At 58.8% G+C, this 14,732-nt stretch carries 15 protein-coding genes; 4 read left to right on the forward strand and 11 right to left on the reverse strand.

What is annotated here, in order from left to right; all coding sequences use genetic code 11:
• Positions 1–83: 83 nt before the first annotated feature.
• From ACYX4K_RS12135 to ACYX4K_RS12170, 8 genes are all read right to left on the reverse strand, one after another.
• Entirely contained in the window at positions 84–542 is a 459-nt protein-coding gene (locus ACYX4K_RS12135; protein ID WP_475091869.1) for a Fur family transcriptional regulator, read from the reverse strand.
• Positions 543–668: 126 nt separating this feature from the next.
• The gene (gene glyA / locus ACYX4K_RS12140) at positions 669–1,934 is read right to left on the reverse strand and encodes a serine hydroxymethyltransferase (protein ID WP_475091868.1); all 1,266 of its coding nucleotides are present in this window, start codon (positions 1,932–1,934) and stop codon (positions 669–671) included.
• 256 nt (positions 1,935–2,190) lie between these two features.
• Positions 2,191–2,985 (reverse strand): heme ABC transporter ATP-binding protein, encoded by a 795-nt coding sequence (locus ACYX4K_RS12145; protein ID WP_475091867.1) that lies wholly within the window; start codon positions 2,983–2,985, stop codon positions 2,191–2,193.
• A 14-nt stretch (positions 2,986–2,999) separates the two neighbouring features.
• On the reverse strand, positions 3,000–4,055 hold the full coding sequence (locus tag ACYX4K_RS12150; RefSeq protein ID WP_475091866.1) for a FecCD family ABC transporter permease: 1,056 nt from the start codon (positions 4,053–4,055) through the stop codon (positions 3,000–3,002).
• A gap of 165 nt (positions 4,056–4,220) precedes the next feature.
• Positions 4,221–5,087, reverse strand: a complete 867-nt coding sequence (locus ACYX4K_RS12155; RefSeq protein WP_475091865.1) for a heme/hemin ABC transporter substrate-binding protein — start codon at positions 5,085–5,087, stop codon at positions 4,221–4,223.
• A 53-nt stretch (positions 5,088–5,140) separates the two neighbouring features.
• Positions 5,141–5,578: an ExbD/TolR family protein gene (locus ACYX4K_RS12160; RefSeq protein ID WP_475091864.1), complete on the reverse strand. Its 438-nt coding sequence runs from the start codon at positions 5,576–5,578 to the stop codon at positions 5,141–5,143.
• Positions 5,575–6,264: a MotA/TolQ/ExbB proton channel family protein gene (locus ACYX4K_RS12165; protein WP_475091863.1), complete on the reverse strand. Its 690-nt coding sequence runs from the start codon at positions 6,262–6,264 to the stop codon at positions 5,575–5,577. Before ACYX4K_RS12165 ends, ACYX4K_RS12160 begins: the two co-directional genes overlap by 4 nt.
• Before the next feature lie 42 nt (positions 6,265–6,306).
• The gene (locus ACYX4K_RS12170) at positions 6,307–7,017 is read right to left on the reverse strand and encodes an energy transducer TonB (RefSeq protein WP_475091862.1); all 711 of its coding nucleotides are present in this window, start codon (positions 7,015–7,017) and stop codon (positions 6,307–6,309) included.
• Positions 7,018–7,258: 241 nt separating this feature from the next.
• On the opposite strand from ACYX4K_RS12170, the gene ACYX4K_RS12175 reads away from it, so the two are divergent.
• The 3 genes from ACYX4K_RS12175 (at position 7,259) to ACYX4K_RS12185 (ending at position 10,776) form a co-directional block, all read left to right on the forward strand.
• Positions 7,259–9,367 (forward strand): TonB-dependent hemoglobin/transferrin/lactoferrin family receptor, encoded by a 2,109-nt coding sequence (locus ACYX4K_RS12175; RefSeq protein ID WP_475091861.1) that lies wholly within the window; start codon positions 7,259–7,261, stop codon positions 9,365–9,367.
• A 315-nt stretch (positions 9,368–9,682) separates the two neighbouring features.
• On the forward strand, positions 9,683–10,198 hold the full coding sequence (gene hutX, locus ACYX4K_RS12180) for a heme utilization cystosolic carrier protein HutX (RefSeq protein WP_475091860.1): 516 nt from the start codon (positions 9,683–9,685) through the stop codon (positions 10,196–10,198).
• 14 nt (positions 10,199–10,212) lie between these two features.
• Positions 10,213–10,776: a HugZ family pyridoxamine 5'-phosphate oxidase gene (locus ACYX4K_RS12185; protein WP_475091859.1), complete on the forward strand. Its 564-nt coding sequence runs from the start codon at positions 10,213–10,215 to the stop codon at positions 10,774–10,776.
• A gap of 81 nt (positions 10,777–10,857) precedes the next feature.
• Here ACYX4K_RS12185 and ACYX4K_RS12190 read toward each other — a convergent pair whose 3' ends face one another.
• Positions 10,858–11,547, reverse strand: coding sequence for an OmpW/AlkL family protein (locus tag ACYX4K_RS12190; RefSeq protein WP_475091858.1), 690 nt, complete (start codon positions 11,545–11,547; stop codon positions 10,858–10,860).
• Positions 11,548–11,889: 342 nt separating this feature from the next.
• On the opposite strand from ACYX4K_RS12190, the gene ACYX4K_RS12195 reads away from it, so the two are divergent.
• Complete coding sequence (locus tag ACYX4K_RS12195; protein WP_475091857.1) at positions 11,890–12,294, forward strand: hypothetical protein; 405 nt, start codon at positions 11,890–11,892, stop codon at positions 12,292–12,294.
• Positions 12,295–12,350: 56 nt separating this feature from the next.
• Here the strand turns inward: ACYX4K_RS12195 and fnr are convergent, their stop codons facing one another.
• Together fnr and hemN are read right to left on the reverse strand one after the other, a co-directional pair.
• Positions 12,351–13,112 carry a fumarate/nitrate reduction transcriptional regulator Fnr gene (gene fnr / locus ACYX4K_RS12200; RefSeq protein ID WP_475091856.1) on the reverse strand — a complete coding sequence of 254 codons (762 nt, stop codon included), beginning with the start codon at positions 13,110–13,112 and terminating at the stop codon, positions 12,351–12,353.
• A gap of 188 nt (positions 13,113–13,300) precedes the next feature.
• Positions 13,301–14,725 (reverse strand): oxygen-independent coproporphyrinogen III oxidase, encoded by a 1,425-nt coding sequence (hemN, locus tag ACYX4K_RS12205; protein WP_475091855.1) that lies wholly within the window; start codon positions 14,723–14,725, stop codon positions 13,301–13,303.
• Between the last annotated feature and the right edge of the window lie 7 nt (positions 14,726–14,732).

Genomic DNA, 14,732 nt, shown 5'->3' on the forward strand with positions numbered 1-14,732 from the left:
TTCGGAAAATGCGCGGAGTTTACCACAGAAGTGCCCACGCCTTGCGCGCCGGGGTAATTGCAATGTGGGCGGGACGGACAGGCTCAGGCGGCGCACCGATCGCAAAGACAGGGCAACTCCAACGCTGGGCTCAGCAACTGCCAGCCTGCACTGGAAGCGCCCTTCTGCAGGGACTTGATGACATCCCCCTTGATGCCGACCTCTTTCACCGCGCCACAGCGCTCGCAGATCAGGAACTGGGGGGTTTGGTGGTCATGGCTACAGGCGATATGGGAACAGGCCACAAATTTGTTGGCGGATGCCAGTCTGTGTACCAGGCTGTTCTCCACCAGAAAATCCAGCATGCGATAAACCGACATGGCCTGAATGGTCTCGCCGGTGGCCTCCCGGTAAACATCGGCAATCTCGTAGGCGGAAAGCGGCACCGGAGACTTGAGCAGCGCCCGCAAAATATTCTGACGCTTCTCGGTAAAGCGCACGCCCTTGGCCCGACAGCGCTCGTCGGCCCGGTTCAGTATCTGCTCTACCTGTCTTTTGTTCATGGAAACGCTCTCATCTGCTTTACGCGGGATTCTAACATTTCGCGCCCCGGGGTCCGCTACCCACCTACAAAAACGGCCCCATATGGGGCCGCTTGGGAGTCAGAGCCGGGGGCTCAGCTCAGGAGCTTAGCCCTGATAAACAGGGAACTTCGCGCAGACTTCCAGCACCTTGGCTTTCACTTCGGCGATGGTCGCGTCGGCATTGCCTTTTTCCAGTGCGTCCAGCACGTCACAGATCCAGTGGGTGAGCTGCTTGGTCTCTTCCACGCCGAAGCCGCGGGTGGTGATGGCCGGGGTGCCCACGCGCAGACCGCTGGTGATGAACGGGGAGCGCGGATCGTTGGGAACGGCGTTCTTGTTTACGGTGATGTTGGCGTTGCCCAGGGCTTCGTCCGCATCCTTACCGGTGTATTCCTTGCCGATCAGGTCCACCAGCATCAGGTGGTCGTCGGTGCCGCCGGAAACGATGTTGATACCGCGGTCGAGGAAGGTCTCGGCCATGGCGCGGGCGTTTTCTACCACTTTCTTCTGGTAGGCCTTGTACTCGGGGCTCATGGCTTCCTTGAAGGAAACTGCTTTTGCCGCGATCACGTGCATCAGCGGGCCGCCCTGACCACCCGGGAATACCGCGCTGTTCAGCTTCTTCTCGATCTCTTCATTGGCCTTGGCAATGATGATGCCGCCGCGAGGACCGCGCAGGGTTTTGTGGGTGGTGGAGGTCACCACGTCGGCGTGGGGTACCGGAGACGGGTATTCGCCCGCGGCAACCAGACCGGCAACGTGCGCCATATCGACCATCAGGTAGGCGCCAACCTTGTCGGCGATGGTGCGGAACTTGGCCCAGTCCATGATGCGGCTGTAGGCGGAGAAGCCGGCAACGATCATCTTCGGCTTGTGCTCCAGGGCCAGGCGCTCGACTTCTTCGTAGTCCACTTCGCCGGTTTCCGGGTTCAGGCCGTACTGCACCGCGTTGTAGATTTTGCCGGAGAAGTTGACCTTGGCACCGTGGGTCAGGTGGCCGCCATGGGCCAGGCTCATGCCCAGTACGGTGTCGCCAGGGGCGCACAGCGCCTGGTAAACCGCGGCGTTGGCCTGGGAGCCGGAGTGCGGCTGAACGTTGGCGTAGTCCGCGCCAAACAGTTCCTTGGCGCGCTCGATGGCCAGAGCTTCTACCTTGTCGACGTACTCACAGCCGCCGTAGTAGCGCTTGCCCGGGTAGCCTTCGGCGTATTTGTTGGTGAGGCTGGTGCCCTGGGCTTCCATCACCTGCGGGCTGGTGTAGTTCTCCGAGGCGATCAGCTCGATGTGCTCTTCCTGGCGGCGGTCTTCGTCCTGAATGGCGGACCACACATCGGGATCGTAGGAAGAAAGGGTGACGGATTTATCAAACATGGTATTCCCTCGGATGATAAGGCGCGAATCGCGCAAGCATAATCTCGACAAGGGCAAATCCCGACCCGTTTGTGACCGGCCCGCCCCCAGAAAGCGGCGCATTGTACACCAAGGGGGCGGCGGCGGTGCAAAGGGTGCACTTGAAACAAATTCAATTCAGCGCCCCACTCGGTTCAAGTTGGCGGCGCCGGCAGAATCCTCGGATGCAGGCGTACCAGTTGTCGCGTTATTCGACAATCTGTGCAGGACACCAAAATCACAGCAGAGCGCTGTAACCCGCCACGTCCACCAGTTGCCCGCGGTAGCCATAAACCTGCTCCACCAGATCCGGCTGCAGCAGCTCGGCGGGGGTGCCGTCCGCCTGAACCTGTCCGTTGGCCAGCATTACCATGCGGTCTGCATATCGGGCGGCGAGATTGAGGTCGTGGAGCACGGCGACAACGGCAGTATTTTCACCGGCGATTTCGCAGGCCAGCGCCAGTACCTCGTGCTGATGCTTGAGATCGAGCGCGGACGTGGGCTCATCCAGCAGCAGGATCTTTTCTTCACCGGGTTCCGCGAGGCTGAGCTGGGACAAAACCCGTGCCAGCTGCACCCGCTGTTTTTCGCCGCCGGAGAGGCTGGGGAAAAGCCGGTCGCGCAGATGCCATACATCCGCGCGCTGCATAAAGTGCTCTACCCGCTCGCCCTGCTCTGCCCGCGACAGGCTGCCCGGGCCAAGACCCAGCTGAACCACTTCGCGACTGGTAAAGGCAAAATTCAGGTTGGAGTGCTGGGCCAGCAGGCCGTAGCGGCGCGCCAGGGCGCGATGCTCGCTCTGAGAGCGATACCACTCTGCCTGCGGGCGGCCGAACAGGTGAATGCGGCCTGAATAATCCAGCTCACCGCTGATGGCGCGCAGCAGTGAGGTTTTGCCGCAGCCATTGGGGCCGAGGAGCGCGGTGACTTCACCACAGGCAAAACCCAGGGAGATATGCTCCAGCAACGGCGATGCCGCGCGCGGATACTGGATCGAAAGGTCGGAAATTTCCAACAAACTTTTCATCAACATAGGGCAACCTCCCGTTAGAAAATCTGCTGGCGCTGTTGCCACAGCAGGAACAGGAAGAAAGGTGCACCCAGGAGCGCGGTAATAATCCCCACCGGCATTTCCGCCGGCGCGAAGACGCTGCGCGCAATGGTATCGGCCACGGTCAGTAACAGTCCGCCAAGCAGGGCACTGTAGGGAATCAGGTAGCGGTGATCCGGCCCGCGCAGCAGACGCACGATATGCGGCACCACCAAACCGACAAAGCCAATAATTCCCGATACCGAAACCGCAGCGCCTACGGCGATACCGTTCAGCACGATAATCTGCCGCTTCAGGCCAATCACATCCACGCCTAGATGTCGCGCTTCGGACTCACCCAGCAGCAGCGCATTCAGATCATTCGCCCGCGCCCACAACAAGCCGGCGCTAATGGCAAAAATAAATCCTGTCACCAGCACACTGGTCCAGGTTGCCCCGGACAGCGAACCCAGCTGCCACATGGTCATATCCCGCAGCGCCGTGTCGGTAGCCACGTAGGCGAACATTCCCAGGGCCGCGCCGGCCAGCGCAGAAATGGCGATACCGGCGAGCAGCATCATTACCACCGAGCGGCCGCGGTCGCCGAGGATATACACCAGCCAGGTGGCAAGAATTGCTCCCGTGCTGGCGAATGCGGGCAACAGCAGCCATTGCAGCTTTTCGTAAAATGCGCCCAGCCAAACACTCAGCACGCCGCCAAATACCAGCACGATACCCGCGCCTACGGCGGCGCCTGAGGAAATACCGATAATGCCCGGTTCGGCGAGGGGATTGCGGAACATGCCCTGCATCACCGCGCCGCACACGCCGAGGGTGCCGCCGACAATCAAACCGAGCAGCAAACGCGGCAGGCGGATTTCACCCAGCACCAGCGCGTACTGTTCCGGCACATCCTGATCCAGAATACCGGGCCAGCTCCACTGCATCAGGCCGGCGAGCACATCCCGCCAACCGATGGTCATGGCGCCCACCGCAAGGGAGATACAACTCCCCAACAGCAACAGCGCAATCAGCGCTGGCAGCAGGCTTTTGTCACTCAGGCGAAATTCCAAGGGAGAGGTACCTCAAGGCGAAAAGGGCTAAGGAGAAGGTGGCGATACCGGGTGCAACTTTGTGAGACCTTCTAAAACAGGGACGTTTTAGAAGAGCCCCCATGGATGGGTTTACGGCGTGTCTCACAAAGTTGCACCCGGTAGCGCCACCGCCACTTTGTTCGATCAGTTTCCAGAAAACTTTTCGTTCAGTTTTTTCGCTTCCTTTAGGCTGGCAAGGCCCATACCGCCGAGCAGCGCAAAACCGTCTACGGAAAAGAAAGCACCGTTCTTGCCGGCCGGGGTCAGCTTCAGCAGCGGTTGCCACTCCAGCAATACCGCACCGCCTTTAAGCTGTGCGTCCTGGTCACTGGAATACAGAATCCAGTCCGGGCGCAACTCGATCAGTGCTTCGTCGGACAGTTGCTTGTAACCGGAAAATTCCACAGCGTTGACGCCGCCCGCCATACGGATCAGGCTGTCCGGGCTGGTGCCAGTGCCAGCGGCTTTCAGGCCGCGGCCTTCCTGGGCGCGGACAAATAAAATGCGCGGTGCGTCCGACAAGGCGGTGCGGGCACTTTTCAGGGACTGCAGTTGCTGTACCACCTGTTTTTTCACGTTGCCTGCGGGCTTTTCCAGCACTTCAGACAACCGATCGATATTGGCGATCAGCTGCTCACCATTTTCCGCTTCCGGCAGTTTTACAATTTTTACACCAGCGTTTTCCAGCAGGGTGAGGGTGTTGGCCGGACCCATATGTTCACCGCCAATCAATACCTGCGGGTTCTGCGCCAGCATTCCCTCCACCGGTAATTGTCGGTAATAACCAACCACCGGTACCTTTTTGAAATCCGCCGGCAGGCGCGTGGAGGAATCCACAGCGATCAGGCTATCGCCAGCCCCCAGAGCCAACACCAGCTCGGTGATGGAGTGGCCGGTGCTGATTACCCGTTCCGGCGCGGCGGCAGCCGCTGAGCTGGCAACCAGCAAAGCCGTGGCGGAGAGAAAATGGCTGAGAGTACGTTTCAGGGTGCGAGTTTTTGAAAAAATCATCTTTCGAGTCCAGTCGATTTAAACCAGGTTTTTCCAATCGGGATTAAACAGTGTCAGGGTGCTGCGACGTGGGGCTGCATCGCAATTTCCGCAACTTCCACGCCCTGCTTCTGCAGCAGCGCAAATAAATCCAGCATTCGCTGCACCGGCACGTTGCGGTCCGAAGCAAGGGCCACCGGGCGTTCCGGCTCTGCGATCAGGGCAACGATCAGCGCCTGCTCAAAATCCGCCTGACTACTGTAGCCCTGTTCACCGATGCCCCAAAGGTCCGGAGCACGGTTGGACAGGGATACGGTAATCGGGTCCGCAGGCATGGCCGCCGCGGCGTTCTCGCTGGCGGGCAGATCCATGGGCAGCGAGGTCAGACGCATATTTGCCGTAAGCAGCAGGAAGACCAGTACGATAAAAATGATATCCAGTAGCGGAGTCAGATCCGGTGCCAGATTGGCCAGAGAGAATTCCCGCTGACCGGGAGGATTGATATTGATCACTGGGCCGGTACCGCAATATTGACCGCCTCGCGCACACAGGCATCCGGGGTTTTGCAGCAGGGGTCCAGTCCCTCCAGCCACAGGTTGCCGCGGTTGAACAGGTGCTCCAGATCCGCCACCACACGGTCGCTCCAGATCGCCAGCAGGTGCGCACCGGCAATCGCCGGCAAGGCCACAATCAGGCCCGCGGCGGTGGTGCTGAGGGCCATGCCCAGGCCGTCGGCGAGTAGCGCCGGGGTTACCGGTTCGCTGCTACCGGAGAGACCGGCAAACATACCGATCAAACCGAGCACCGTGCCCAGCAGGCCCATAAGTGGGCTGATAATTCCGATGACCATCAACAGGCGCAGGCCGCTGTGCAACTGGCGGCGCTGGTCCTGCAGCCACACCGCGGCGATCTCTTCCCGCTGGGGCTTGTCCACCTTGCGGTGCTGCAACAGCAGTGCGGTAGCGCGGCTGGCCAGGGCCCGCTCCTGTTCACACAGGGCTCCGAGCTGGTCCAGCTCGGCCTCGCCGGTGCATTGCAAACGCCTGAAGGAACCACTGATTCCCCGGTGGCCGGTGGTCAGCAGGAACCACAGGCGCTCGCCCAGCAGTGCCAGCGCGAGGGCGGAAACCACCAGCAGCGGCCAGCCCATGGGACCGAGCTGTGCGAAAAATTCAGACCAGGTTTGATGTTCGAACATAACGCTCTCGTTTTAATACTGCAGCCTGCTCCAGGCAAAAACTTACAAGGCAAACCGGATCGGCAACCGTACCCGGGACAGTCGCGCCTGGCCGTTTTCCCGGTAGGGTAAAAACTGCCAGCCCTCCACCGCGTTCAGTGCGGCTTCATCCAGGCTGTCGACACCGGAAGACTGCAGCAGGCGCCGCACAACTTGTGTGCCGTTATGATCCAGCTGAACTTCCACCACCACGGTGCCCTGCTGTCGCCGCTGCCGCGCAAGCTCTGGATAGACCGGCGCACCGGGCGGGCTGGCAAATGCCGGGCGCTCCACCAGTACCGGCACTTCGCTGACACTCTGCTGTTTTGCCGGTGTCGGCGCGCTGGATTGCTGGCTCACATCAGCTTCTGCAACCGCCTCCTGCACCGGTACCGGCTCGGGTGCTTCCGGCGCTTTTTCGGCAGAGGGTTTCTTCTCTACCGACGTTTTCTCAGTAGGTTTCTTTTCAACGGGTTTTGCGGGCTTCTTCTCGACCGGCTTTTTCTGGACCGGCTGGGGCTCCGCCTTTTTCACAGACTCAACCGGCGGCTCGACGGGCGCAGGCTGTTCCGCCGGCGGCGGGGAGACCGGTGCGGCTGAGGCCAGCTTTACCTGCCCCAGCTTCAATGCCACTACGCCCGAAGGTGCCTGCACTTCCCGTACGGGCGCCGCCCACAGCAGCCAGCCGTGCAACGCAAAGGAGAGGACCACCATCACGGCCATGCGCCACTTCACGCTATTGCCTCACTGTTCCGTTCCAATTTGCGCTTCACTTCCCCGCTGATGGAAGTGCCCCAGTTGACCATCTAACGCAGCGAAGGGTACCAACTTGCAGATTTAAGATCAAACGATAATAGTTTGCATTTACATAACGTTTAACTGCGACTATGATTCGGCGCAACCGTACCAACCGGCAGTGATAACAATGGCCGGCGACACGGACATCCACTTGGGAACGTAAAAAGGGAGCACCGTCATGGGCCAGTTCATAGCTTTTCAATTAAAAACGCTGAAACTCCATCCTCTCGCAGCCGCAGTACTGGCACTCGGTGCCAGCAGCGCTGTGGCTCAATCGACAGATTCCGAATCGGTCGAGCAGCCAGTAATTCAGTTCGGTGAAGTCGTTGTCGCTGCGGACCGCAACCCGGCCGCTAAAGAGAAGGATGCAGCCACCGTTGTGGTTGAGCGCGTGCAGCTGGAAGAGCAGCAACCGGAATCCATTGCCCAGGCCCTGAAATACGAGCCCAATATCGAAGTGGTCGGCGGCCCTCGCTACTCCAACCAGGCTCCGAATATCCGCGGCCTGTCCGGCGTGCGTGTACTGCAAACCATCGACGGTGCCCGCCAGAACTTCAATTCCGGCCACCGCGGCACCTACCAGCTGGATCCGGAACTGCTGAAACAGGTAGAAGTGAAGAAAGGCCCCGCCTCCAGCTTGTGGGGCTCCGGCGCTATCGGCGGTGTGGTGGCCATGTCCACTAAAAGCTCTGCGGACCTGCTGAAAAGCGGCGACACTCTGGGCGGCTACCTGAAACAGGAACTGGGCAGCAACGGTGACGCTACTGAAACCACCGCCGCCGTCTACGGCCTGGCCGGTGACTTCGATTATCTGGTAAATGGCTCCGTATCCGAGCATGACAATGTAGAAATCGGCGGTGGCGAAGAGCTGGAAAACAGCGCCAGCGAAAACACCGCCCTGCTCGCCCGCGGCGGTTTCAAGATCAGCGACAACCAGCGCATCGACCTGTCCTTCCGCCACAACAATCGCGAAGAAGGCGTGCCGTCCAACCCCAACGCCAACGTCGGCACCAGCTCCCCGCTGGTAGAACGCGACATTACAGATCAGAACGTCACTGCGAATTACTGGATACAGGCACTGGAAGGCAAACACACCTCCAAGTTCACGGTTTACCGCAACGACACCCAGTTCGACGAATTCCGCCCCACGCAGGGTGACTCTTCCCTGGGTACTTTGGGCCAGAAAGACAACACCGAAGTCACCACCACCGGCCTCGCGTTGACCAATTCCACCAACTGGGCCACCGAAGGTTTCGGCGCCCAGTGGGTATACGGCCTCGACTGGTACCAGGATGACGTCACCACGGTACGCGACGGCGACAACCGCCCCGAAAACCTGAATGCCGACACCGACGTCCTCGGCCTCTACGCCCAGGCAGCCTTCACCTTCGGCGACGTATTCACCCTGACCCCGGGCGTGCGCTACGACCGCTTCGAAGCGGAAAGCCAGCAGCTGAGCGAATCCGCGCGCGAAGACACCGCCGCGTCCCCATCCATCGCCGCCTCCGTCAAAGCCACCGACTGGCTGAGCCTGAGCGCCAGCTACGCCAAAGCTTTCCGCGCACCGGGCGTGGAGGAGATGTACACCCAGGGTACTCACTACGCCTACGGCGACTTCAGCTTCATGGGTATGGGCTTTCTCGCCAACACGTTTATCCCCAATCCGGACCTGGAGTCTGAAGAAGCCGCCAACACCGAGCTGCGCGCCGACTTCGCCTTCAGCGGCCTCGCCACCGAAAACGACCAGCTGACCGCCAGTGCATCTGTGTTCCGCAATAAAGTGGACAACTTTATCGAGCAGGTAGTGATCAACCCGCACCCGGTTTTCGGCTTCCCGATGAACACGACGTATCTGAACGTGGACGAAGCGGAACTGGAGGGGTTTGAGCTGAGCACTAACTATCTGGTGAACGACCTGGCGGTGGGCGTAAGCTACGGCCAGACCGAAGGTAAAGACCTGTCCGACGACAGCTATTTGAGCAACATCCCCGCGGACAAGTTCGTGCTGGATGTAGGCCACTACTTCCTGCAGCGCGACCTGAAAGCAGGCCTGCGCACCTCTGTAGTTTCTGCCCAGGACCAACTGCCGGAAGAAGTGACCAACGAGTACAACAGCTACACCCTGGCCGATGCCTACGTAACCTGGGAGCCTGCCGCTGGCAGCCTGAACGGCATCAAGCTGGGCCTGGCCCTGGATAACCTGACGGACGAAGAGTACCGAGTAGCCTTCCAGGAACTGTATATGCCGGGCCGCAACATTAAACTGTCTGCCAGCTACCGTTTCTGATCGAAACAGTCAAAATCGAAATCCACCACAAACGAGCGGCCTCCGGGGTACTTACTTGGCAAACGATTGCCGCTAGGTTGTTTGACAGGTAAGTACCCCGGAGGCCGCGGCTCGCGGAGCCCAAAACGCCGAAGACCGTGGCCCACGGAGCCGGTCATAGCTCCGTAGCCCGCCGAATCAGTGGTGGCCACCGCGCAAACAACCTCATCGGCAATCGTTTGCGCAATGGCCACCACTGCTTCGGCTGATTATGTGGAAATGAATTGATACAGAGAGTTTTTGGTATTGCTTATGCAAAAACAGGGGCAACAAAAAGTGATACAAGACAAAGTACAGGAACTGCTTGCCAGTGAATCTGGCTTTACCCTGGAACAGATGGCGAAACAGCTTGATACCAGCGTGCGCGAGATTATTGCCAACCTGCCGACCGAAATGGCATCCCTCGCCGGCAGCGACGCCGTCTGGCAACTGATCGAAGAACTGCCCACCTGGGGCAAAGTCACCGCCATCGTCCAGAACGAAGGCTCCGTGTTTGAATTTAAAGGCGAGTTTCCCAAAGGCAGCATTGCCCACGGCTACTACAACTTTATGCACCACAAAAACCCCTTCCACGGCCACCTGCTGGTCGAAGGGCTGGTCGAAGTCGCCTTTGTCAGCAAACCCCACCGCGGGTCCGAAAGCCACTCCATGGTCTTTCTCGCCCCCAGCGGCAACTGTGTATTCAAGGTATTCCTGGGCCGGGACGCCGAGCGTAAATTGATCCCGGAACAGGTCGAGCGATTCAAACAATTAAAACAGCAGCTGGCAGGCGCCAGTGCTGCACATTCCTGAGGGGAGATTCGGAAATGACCGATCAGAACGAACAACAAGCAGCGCAGAAAACCAACCCCCAAACCAACGACGGCGCCGACCTGGTGGCCGAAGTTCGCGACTTTATTGCCACCCGCAAACTGCTGAACCTTGCCAGCCTCGCCGAAGACGGCCAGCCCCACGCCAGTACCGCGCCCTTCCTCGCCGCCGATGGCAATTTCTACCTGTACATCTCCGACCTGTCCGAGCACTGCGCCAATCTCAAGGCCAACAGCAAGGCTTCGGTGATATTCAATGCCGACGAAGCGGACACCAAACAGGCCTTCGCCCGCCTGCGTGTCACCTTCAATGTGGTAGCCAGTATTATCGGCCGCGGTGAGGATCTGTGGTTGGAACGTATCGAGCAACTACGCGAAAAGTTTGGCCCGGTAATGGATCACCTGAAAGTCCTGGAAGATTTCCATCTGTTCGAACTGAAACCGAGTGCCGGCCGCTACGTGAAAGGCTTCGGCCAGGCGTACGCACTGGAAGGTCTGGAAAAGCAGGTTGCCCTGCATTTGAAGGATGGTCACAAGGAAAAGAACAGCGACGCCGCGTAACCCCAGGTGCCGCCATTTCCGCTCCGAGGCCCGCAGTGCAGCACCTCCTGCACTGCGGGCCCGAGCACCTAAAAAGTGCTTTTAGAATCGATAGCCCAGTCCAGCGGCATACACCAGCGGATCAAGCTCCACATCCGCCGTCACCGCACCCACTCCAGGAATGTCCACCGTCGCCTTGGTGTCGATATCCATCCACCACACAGCTACGTTAAATAACCAGCGCTTGTCAGCACCGAAAGCAAAGTCGACACCGGCTTCCGCAGCAATGCCTGATGAATTCTTCAGCTTGAGATCCGCAGAATCGGTTGCACCCAGGGTTGCGAAGATATCATTGGCGGTGCCACTGATTTTCTCTTCAAAAAAAACGGTGTAATTGAATCCAACCCCTACATAGGGCTGCACACTGGACGAAGAAGCAAGCGGAAAATATTGCAGCATAACGGTGGGAGGAAGGTGTTTCGTCTCGCCCAGGTCAAATGTCTCACCAAGCCCGGAAACTTCCAGATCATGACTGAACGGCGTCGCCGCTATCACCTCGACCCCCCAGCTCTGGTTTAGCATGTAAGTGCCAATAAGACTCAGAGCCGAGCCATTATTCACGTTTGCAGCAGTGCCCTCGAGTGTCACATCGCCCAGCGCAAGCGCACTGGAATTTACATCGGGGCTCACCGTAATTGCACCACTCCGCAAAATGAATTCTCCGGGTTCATACGCGAGTGCCGGCGCGGAAAGCAGTGAAGCGAGAAGGGATCCAAGAGCCATTTTTTTCATAGTTATCTCCATATCCTTGATCGGTGTCGAATGCCTCACCAGCAGGGATATCCCAGGGGATACGCTGGTACACCTTGAGACTCAACCAGAATATAGACCAGCCAGTCATGCCGCAATAACTATTTTCGCTCAGTTTTTGAACTACCGCTGTTACTCCCGCGCAATTTTCTCGGCCCAAACTATTGAAGGTGCAAGTGGTTTCACCAGTTGTTGCGGAATCGCCACACCAACAATTTGCTTTTAAAACGACACCAAAAGGTTGATACAACGCAACAAAACTGCAACGCTACTGCAATCGTCATTTGTTACTTTTTAGTAACAAGTAACTAAAGAGTAATAAATATGACTTCTCGAAAAGGCTTTCTGCTTCCGCTCGTATTCCTCGCGGGATGCGCGCTCAATCAGGCTCCACAGTCCCTCACCGCCACCGGAATGCTGGTAGAGGAAGACGGCAAGTTTTACCTGGTGGGTGCTGAAGATCGCTACCATTTGAATTCCGTTCCTCAACTGGATTACGAAAGGTATCTAGGCAGGGAACTGATCGTGCAGGGGGAAATTCCCAATTACTGCCATCAGGCGTGGGAAGACTCACTGGTGAAGGTGCACGGTGGTGCGGAGATGGTCGACCTGAACAAGGTTGACTGGTCCGATTGCCTGGAGGCCGACAAGGTTAGCCTGGTCACTGCAGACGGCGCTCACCTGGTGTATGACTGGGAAGAAATCGAGCTGGAAGACTACTACTTCTAATTCGCTGGACCTATTTCTCCCTCGAAGTATTTTCCCGCTGCGCAGGGCTCACGCCTTCAGCCTTGCGCCTTTAATCGAGTCTCGTCGCAGCTGGTTCCCGCCAGGGCGGCGAGTCCGCGTTTATCCAGCAGGCTTACCGCCCTTCCCTTCACCCTGATCAGATCCTGCTTCTGGAAGCGGGAAATTAACCGGCTTACGGTTTCCGCAGTGAGTCCGAGATAGTTGGCGATATCCATGCGCTGCATGGTGAGGTTGAAATCCACGGCCGAGTAACCGCGGCGGGCATAGCGCTCGGAAATATTGATCAACAGCGCTGCCAGGCGCGCATCAGCAGATCGCTTGCCGAGCAGCATGACCATGTCTTTTTCCTGACGCAGCTCTTCCGAAAAGAGATTGAAGATCTGCTTTTGCAAGCCGGGAACCTGTTGCGCGAGTGTCTCCAGCTGAGCGAAGGGCAGCTCACACACGCTGCTGTCTTCCAGCGCCTCGGCAAAACTGGGATGGGACTGACCGCTGTACGCATCCAGACCGAGCAGCTCGCCGGGCAATGCAAAGTGGGTGACCTGGGCATCGCCATCTGCGGCAAGCACGACCGACTTGAAGCTACCGGACCGGATGGCATAAAGGCTGTTGAACTTGTCGCCGGCACGAAATAACTGCTCCCCGGCCTTGATCACGGTTTTCTTGCGGGTGATCTGCTCCAGACGCTCGATATCCTCCGCCGAGAGACCTGCCGGCAGACACAGAGCCCTGACCGAACAGTTGCCACAGCTGACGGCCTGCGACTTTGCCGCTGGTGATGTGTTGCGTGCGCTCAAACCGATCACTCTCCCTCTCGCGGTAACCACTGTTGCCGCCCGTCTGTTACTGGCCATTGCACCAATTTCTGTAGTCACATTGTATTCTCTACAAATCGCCTTAACACCCTGCCTGGGTTTTTCACAAGGTTCACGCCCTGAATCGAGGGCAGCGCTTTTGTTAAAGCACTGTCGTTAAAGCGCAGGTATTAAAGCACCCTTGAATAGGGCCCGTTCTCCACCGCCCGGTGCAGGTGGGTATCGAATGCCGCAGCCAGATTGCGCAAGAACCAGCGCCCCTGCTCGGTAACGTAAAATTCACGTTGATCAAGGCGAACCAGGTCATCGTCGAACATGGGCTGCAATCGTTTCAACTCCGCGTCGAAGAAATCCTCGAAGGGCGCACCGGCACGGGCCTCTACTTCGCGCTTGTCCACCCCCAGCTGGCACATCAATTCCATAATCAGCCACTGCCGCAAGCGGTCGTCTTCACTCATGTACCAACCGCGCACAATGGCCTGCCCCCGGTCCGCAACTGCTCCGGCGTACGCCTTGAGTGCGTGCGCATTTTGCCAGTAACCATCCCGGCTATAGCTGATGGCTGAGGCCCCCAGGCCAACCAACGCCTCTGCGGGCATCAACGTGTACCCCTGGAAGTTTCGCGCCAGCCGGCCCTCCATTGCCGCTTTCGCCATGGCATCACCGGGGCGTGCGAAATGGTCCATCCCCAGGAACTGGTACCCGGCGCCAGTGAGCTGCCGGGTCGCAGCCAGTTGCATGGCCATTTTATCCACTGGCGCGGGCATCAGGTTGGCGTTGATCAGGCGCTGGGCCCTGAAGCGCTCCGGGAGGTGGGCATAGTGATAGAGCGCGATGCGGTCGGGAGCCAGTGCCAGCACCTGCTCAACAGTGCGCTGCAGGCTATCGACGGTTTGCCCCGGTAATCCGTAAATCAGATCGTAAGCAATAGAACCGAACCCTTGCGCGCGCGCGTCGTCAGTCAATGCCGCTACCTCGCCCGCACTGCAGATACGATTGATGGCCCGCTGCACACCAGGATCGAAATCCTGCACCCCGAGGCTCAGTCGATTAAACCCGAGCCGGCGCAGGGTTTTGAGGGTACCGGGGGCCAGGGTGCGCGGGTCTGCCTCGATGCTGTACTCCACCTCTTCGCCGGACTGGAGGGAAAAGTGCTCCCGGAGGCCGTTGATCAGACGCTCGAGGTCACTGTCATTCAGGAAGGTCGGTGTACCACCCCCCAGGTGCAACTGGGTAACCGGCGCCCTCGATAGCCCCCGGTACCAGCGGGCCTCCCGCAACAGCGTTTCCAGGTAATCAGCCGCTCCGTCGTACTTGCGGGTAATGACCTTGTTACAGGCGCAGAAATAGCAAAGGGACTGGCAGAAGGGGATGTGGACGTACAGGGAGAGAGAGCCGGCGTCGCCCAGGGATGTCCAGGGTTTACGGCCGCTGGCATCGCCAGTTTCGCCGTCCAGCGGTGCGAAGCGATCGGCGGTCGGGTATGAGGTATAGCGCGGGCAGGGGCCAGCGTAACGCTGCAGCAACGCCAGTGACAGACTATCCGGAGAAAGCGCAGACGCTCGCGCGGGGGAAAGAGATACTGCGGGGTCCATCTGGCAT

It is taken from the genome of Microbulbifer sp. ABF4_107 (genome assembly GCF_056312215.1).

Excerpts from the sequence above, each read along its gene's own strand:
- ACYX4K_RS12175 (WP_475091861.1), top strand. The coding sequence starts at position 7,259 with ATGGGCCAGTTCATAGCTTTTCAATTAAAAACGCTGAAACTCCATCCT.
- ACYX4K_RS12145 (WP_475091867.1), bottom strand. The coding sequence starts at position 2,985 with ATGTTGATGAAAAGTTTGTTGGAAATTTCCGACCTTTCGATCCAGTAT.
- ACYX4K_RS12185 (WP_475091859.1), top strand. The coding sequence starts at position 10,213 with ATGACCGATCAGAACGAACAACAAGCAGCGCAGAAAACCAACCCCCAA.
- glyA (WP_475091868.1), bottom strand. The coding sequence starts at position 1,934 with ATGTTTGATAAATCCGTCACCCTTTCTTCCTACGATCCCGATGTGTGG.
- ACYX4K_RS12135 (WP_475091869.1), bottom strand. The coding sequence starts at position 542 with ATGAACAAAAGACAGGTAGAGCAGATACTGAACCGGGCCGACGAGCGC.
- ACYX4K_RS12165 (WP_475091863.1), bottom strand. The coding sequence starts at position 6,264 with ATGTTCGAACATCAAACCTGGTCTGAATTTTTCGCACAGCTCGGTCCC.
- hemN (WP_475091855.1), bottom strand. The coding sequence starts at position 14,725 with ATGGACCCCGCAGTATCTCTTTCCCCCGCGCGAGCGTCTGCGCTTTCT.
- ACYX4K_RS12195 (WP_475091857.1), top strand. The coding sequence starts at position 11,890 with ATGACTTCTCGAAAAGGCTTTCTGCTTCCGCTCGTATTCCTCGCGGGA.
- ACYX4K_RS12190 (WP_475091858.1), bottom strand. The coding sequence starts at position 11,547 with ATGAAAAAAATGGCTCTTGGATCCCTTCTCGCTTCACTGCTTTCCGCG.
- ACYX4K_RS12155 (WP_475091865.1), bottom strand. The coding sequence starts at position 5,087 with ATGATTTTTTCAAAAACTCGCACCCTGAAACGTACTCTCAGCCATTTT.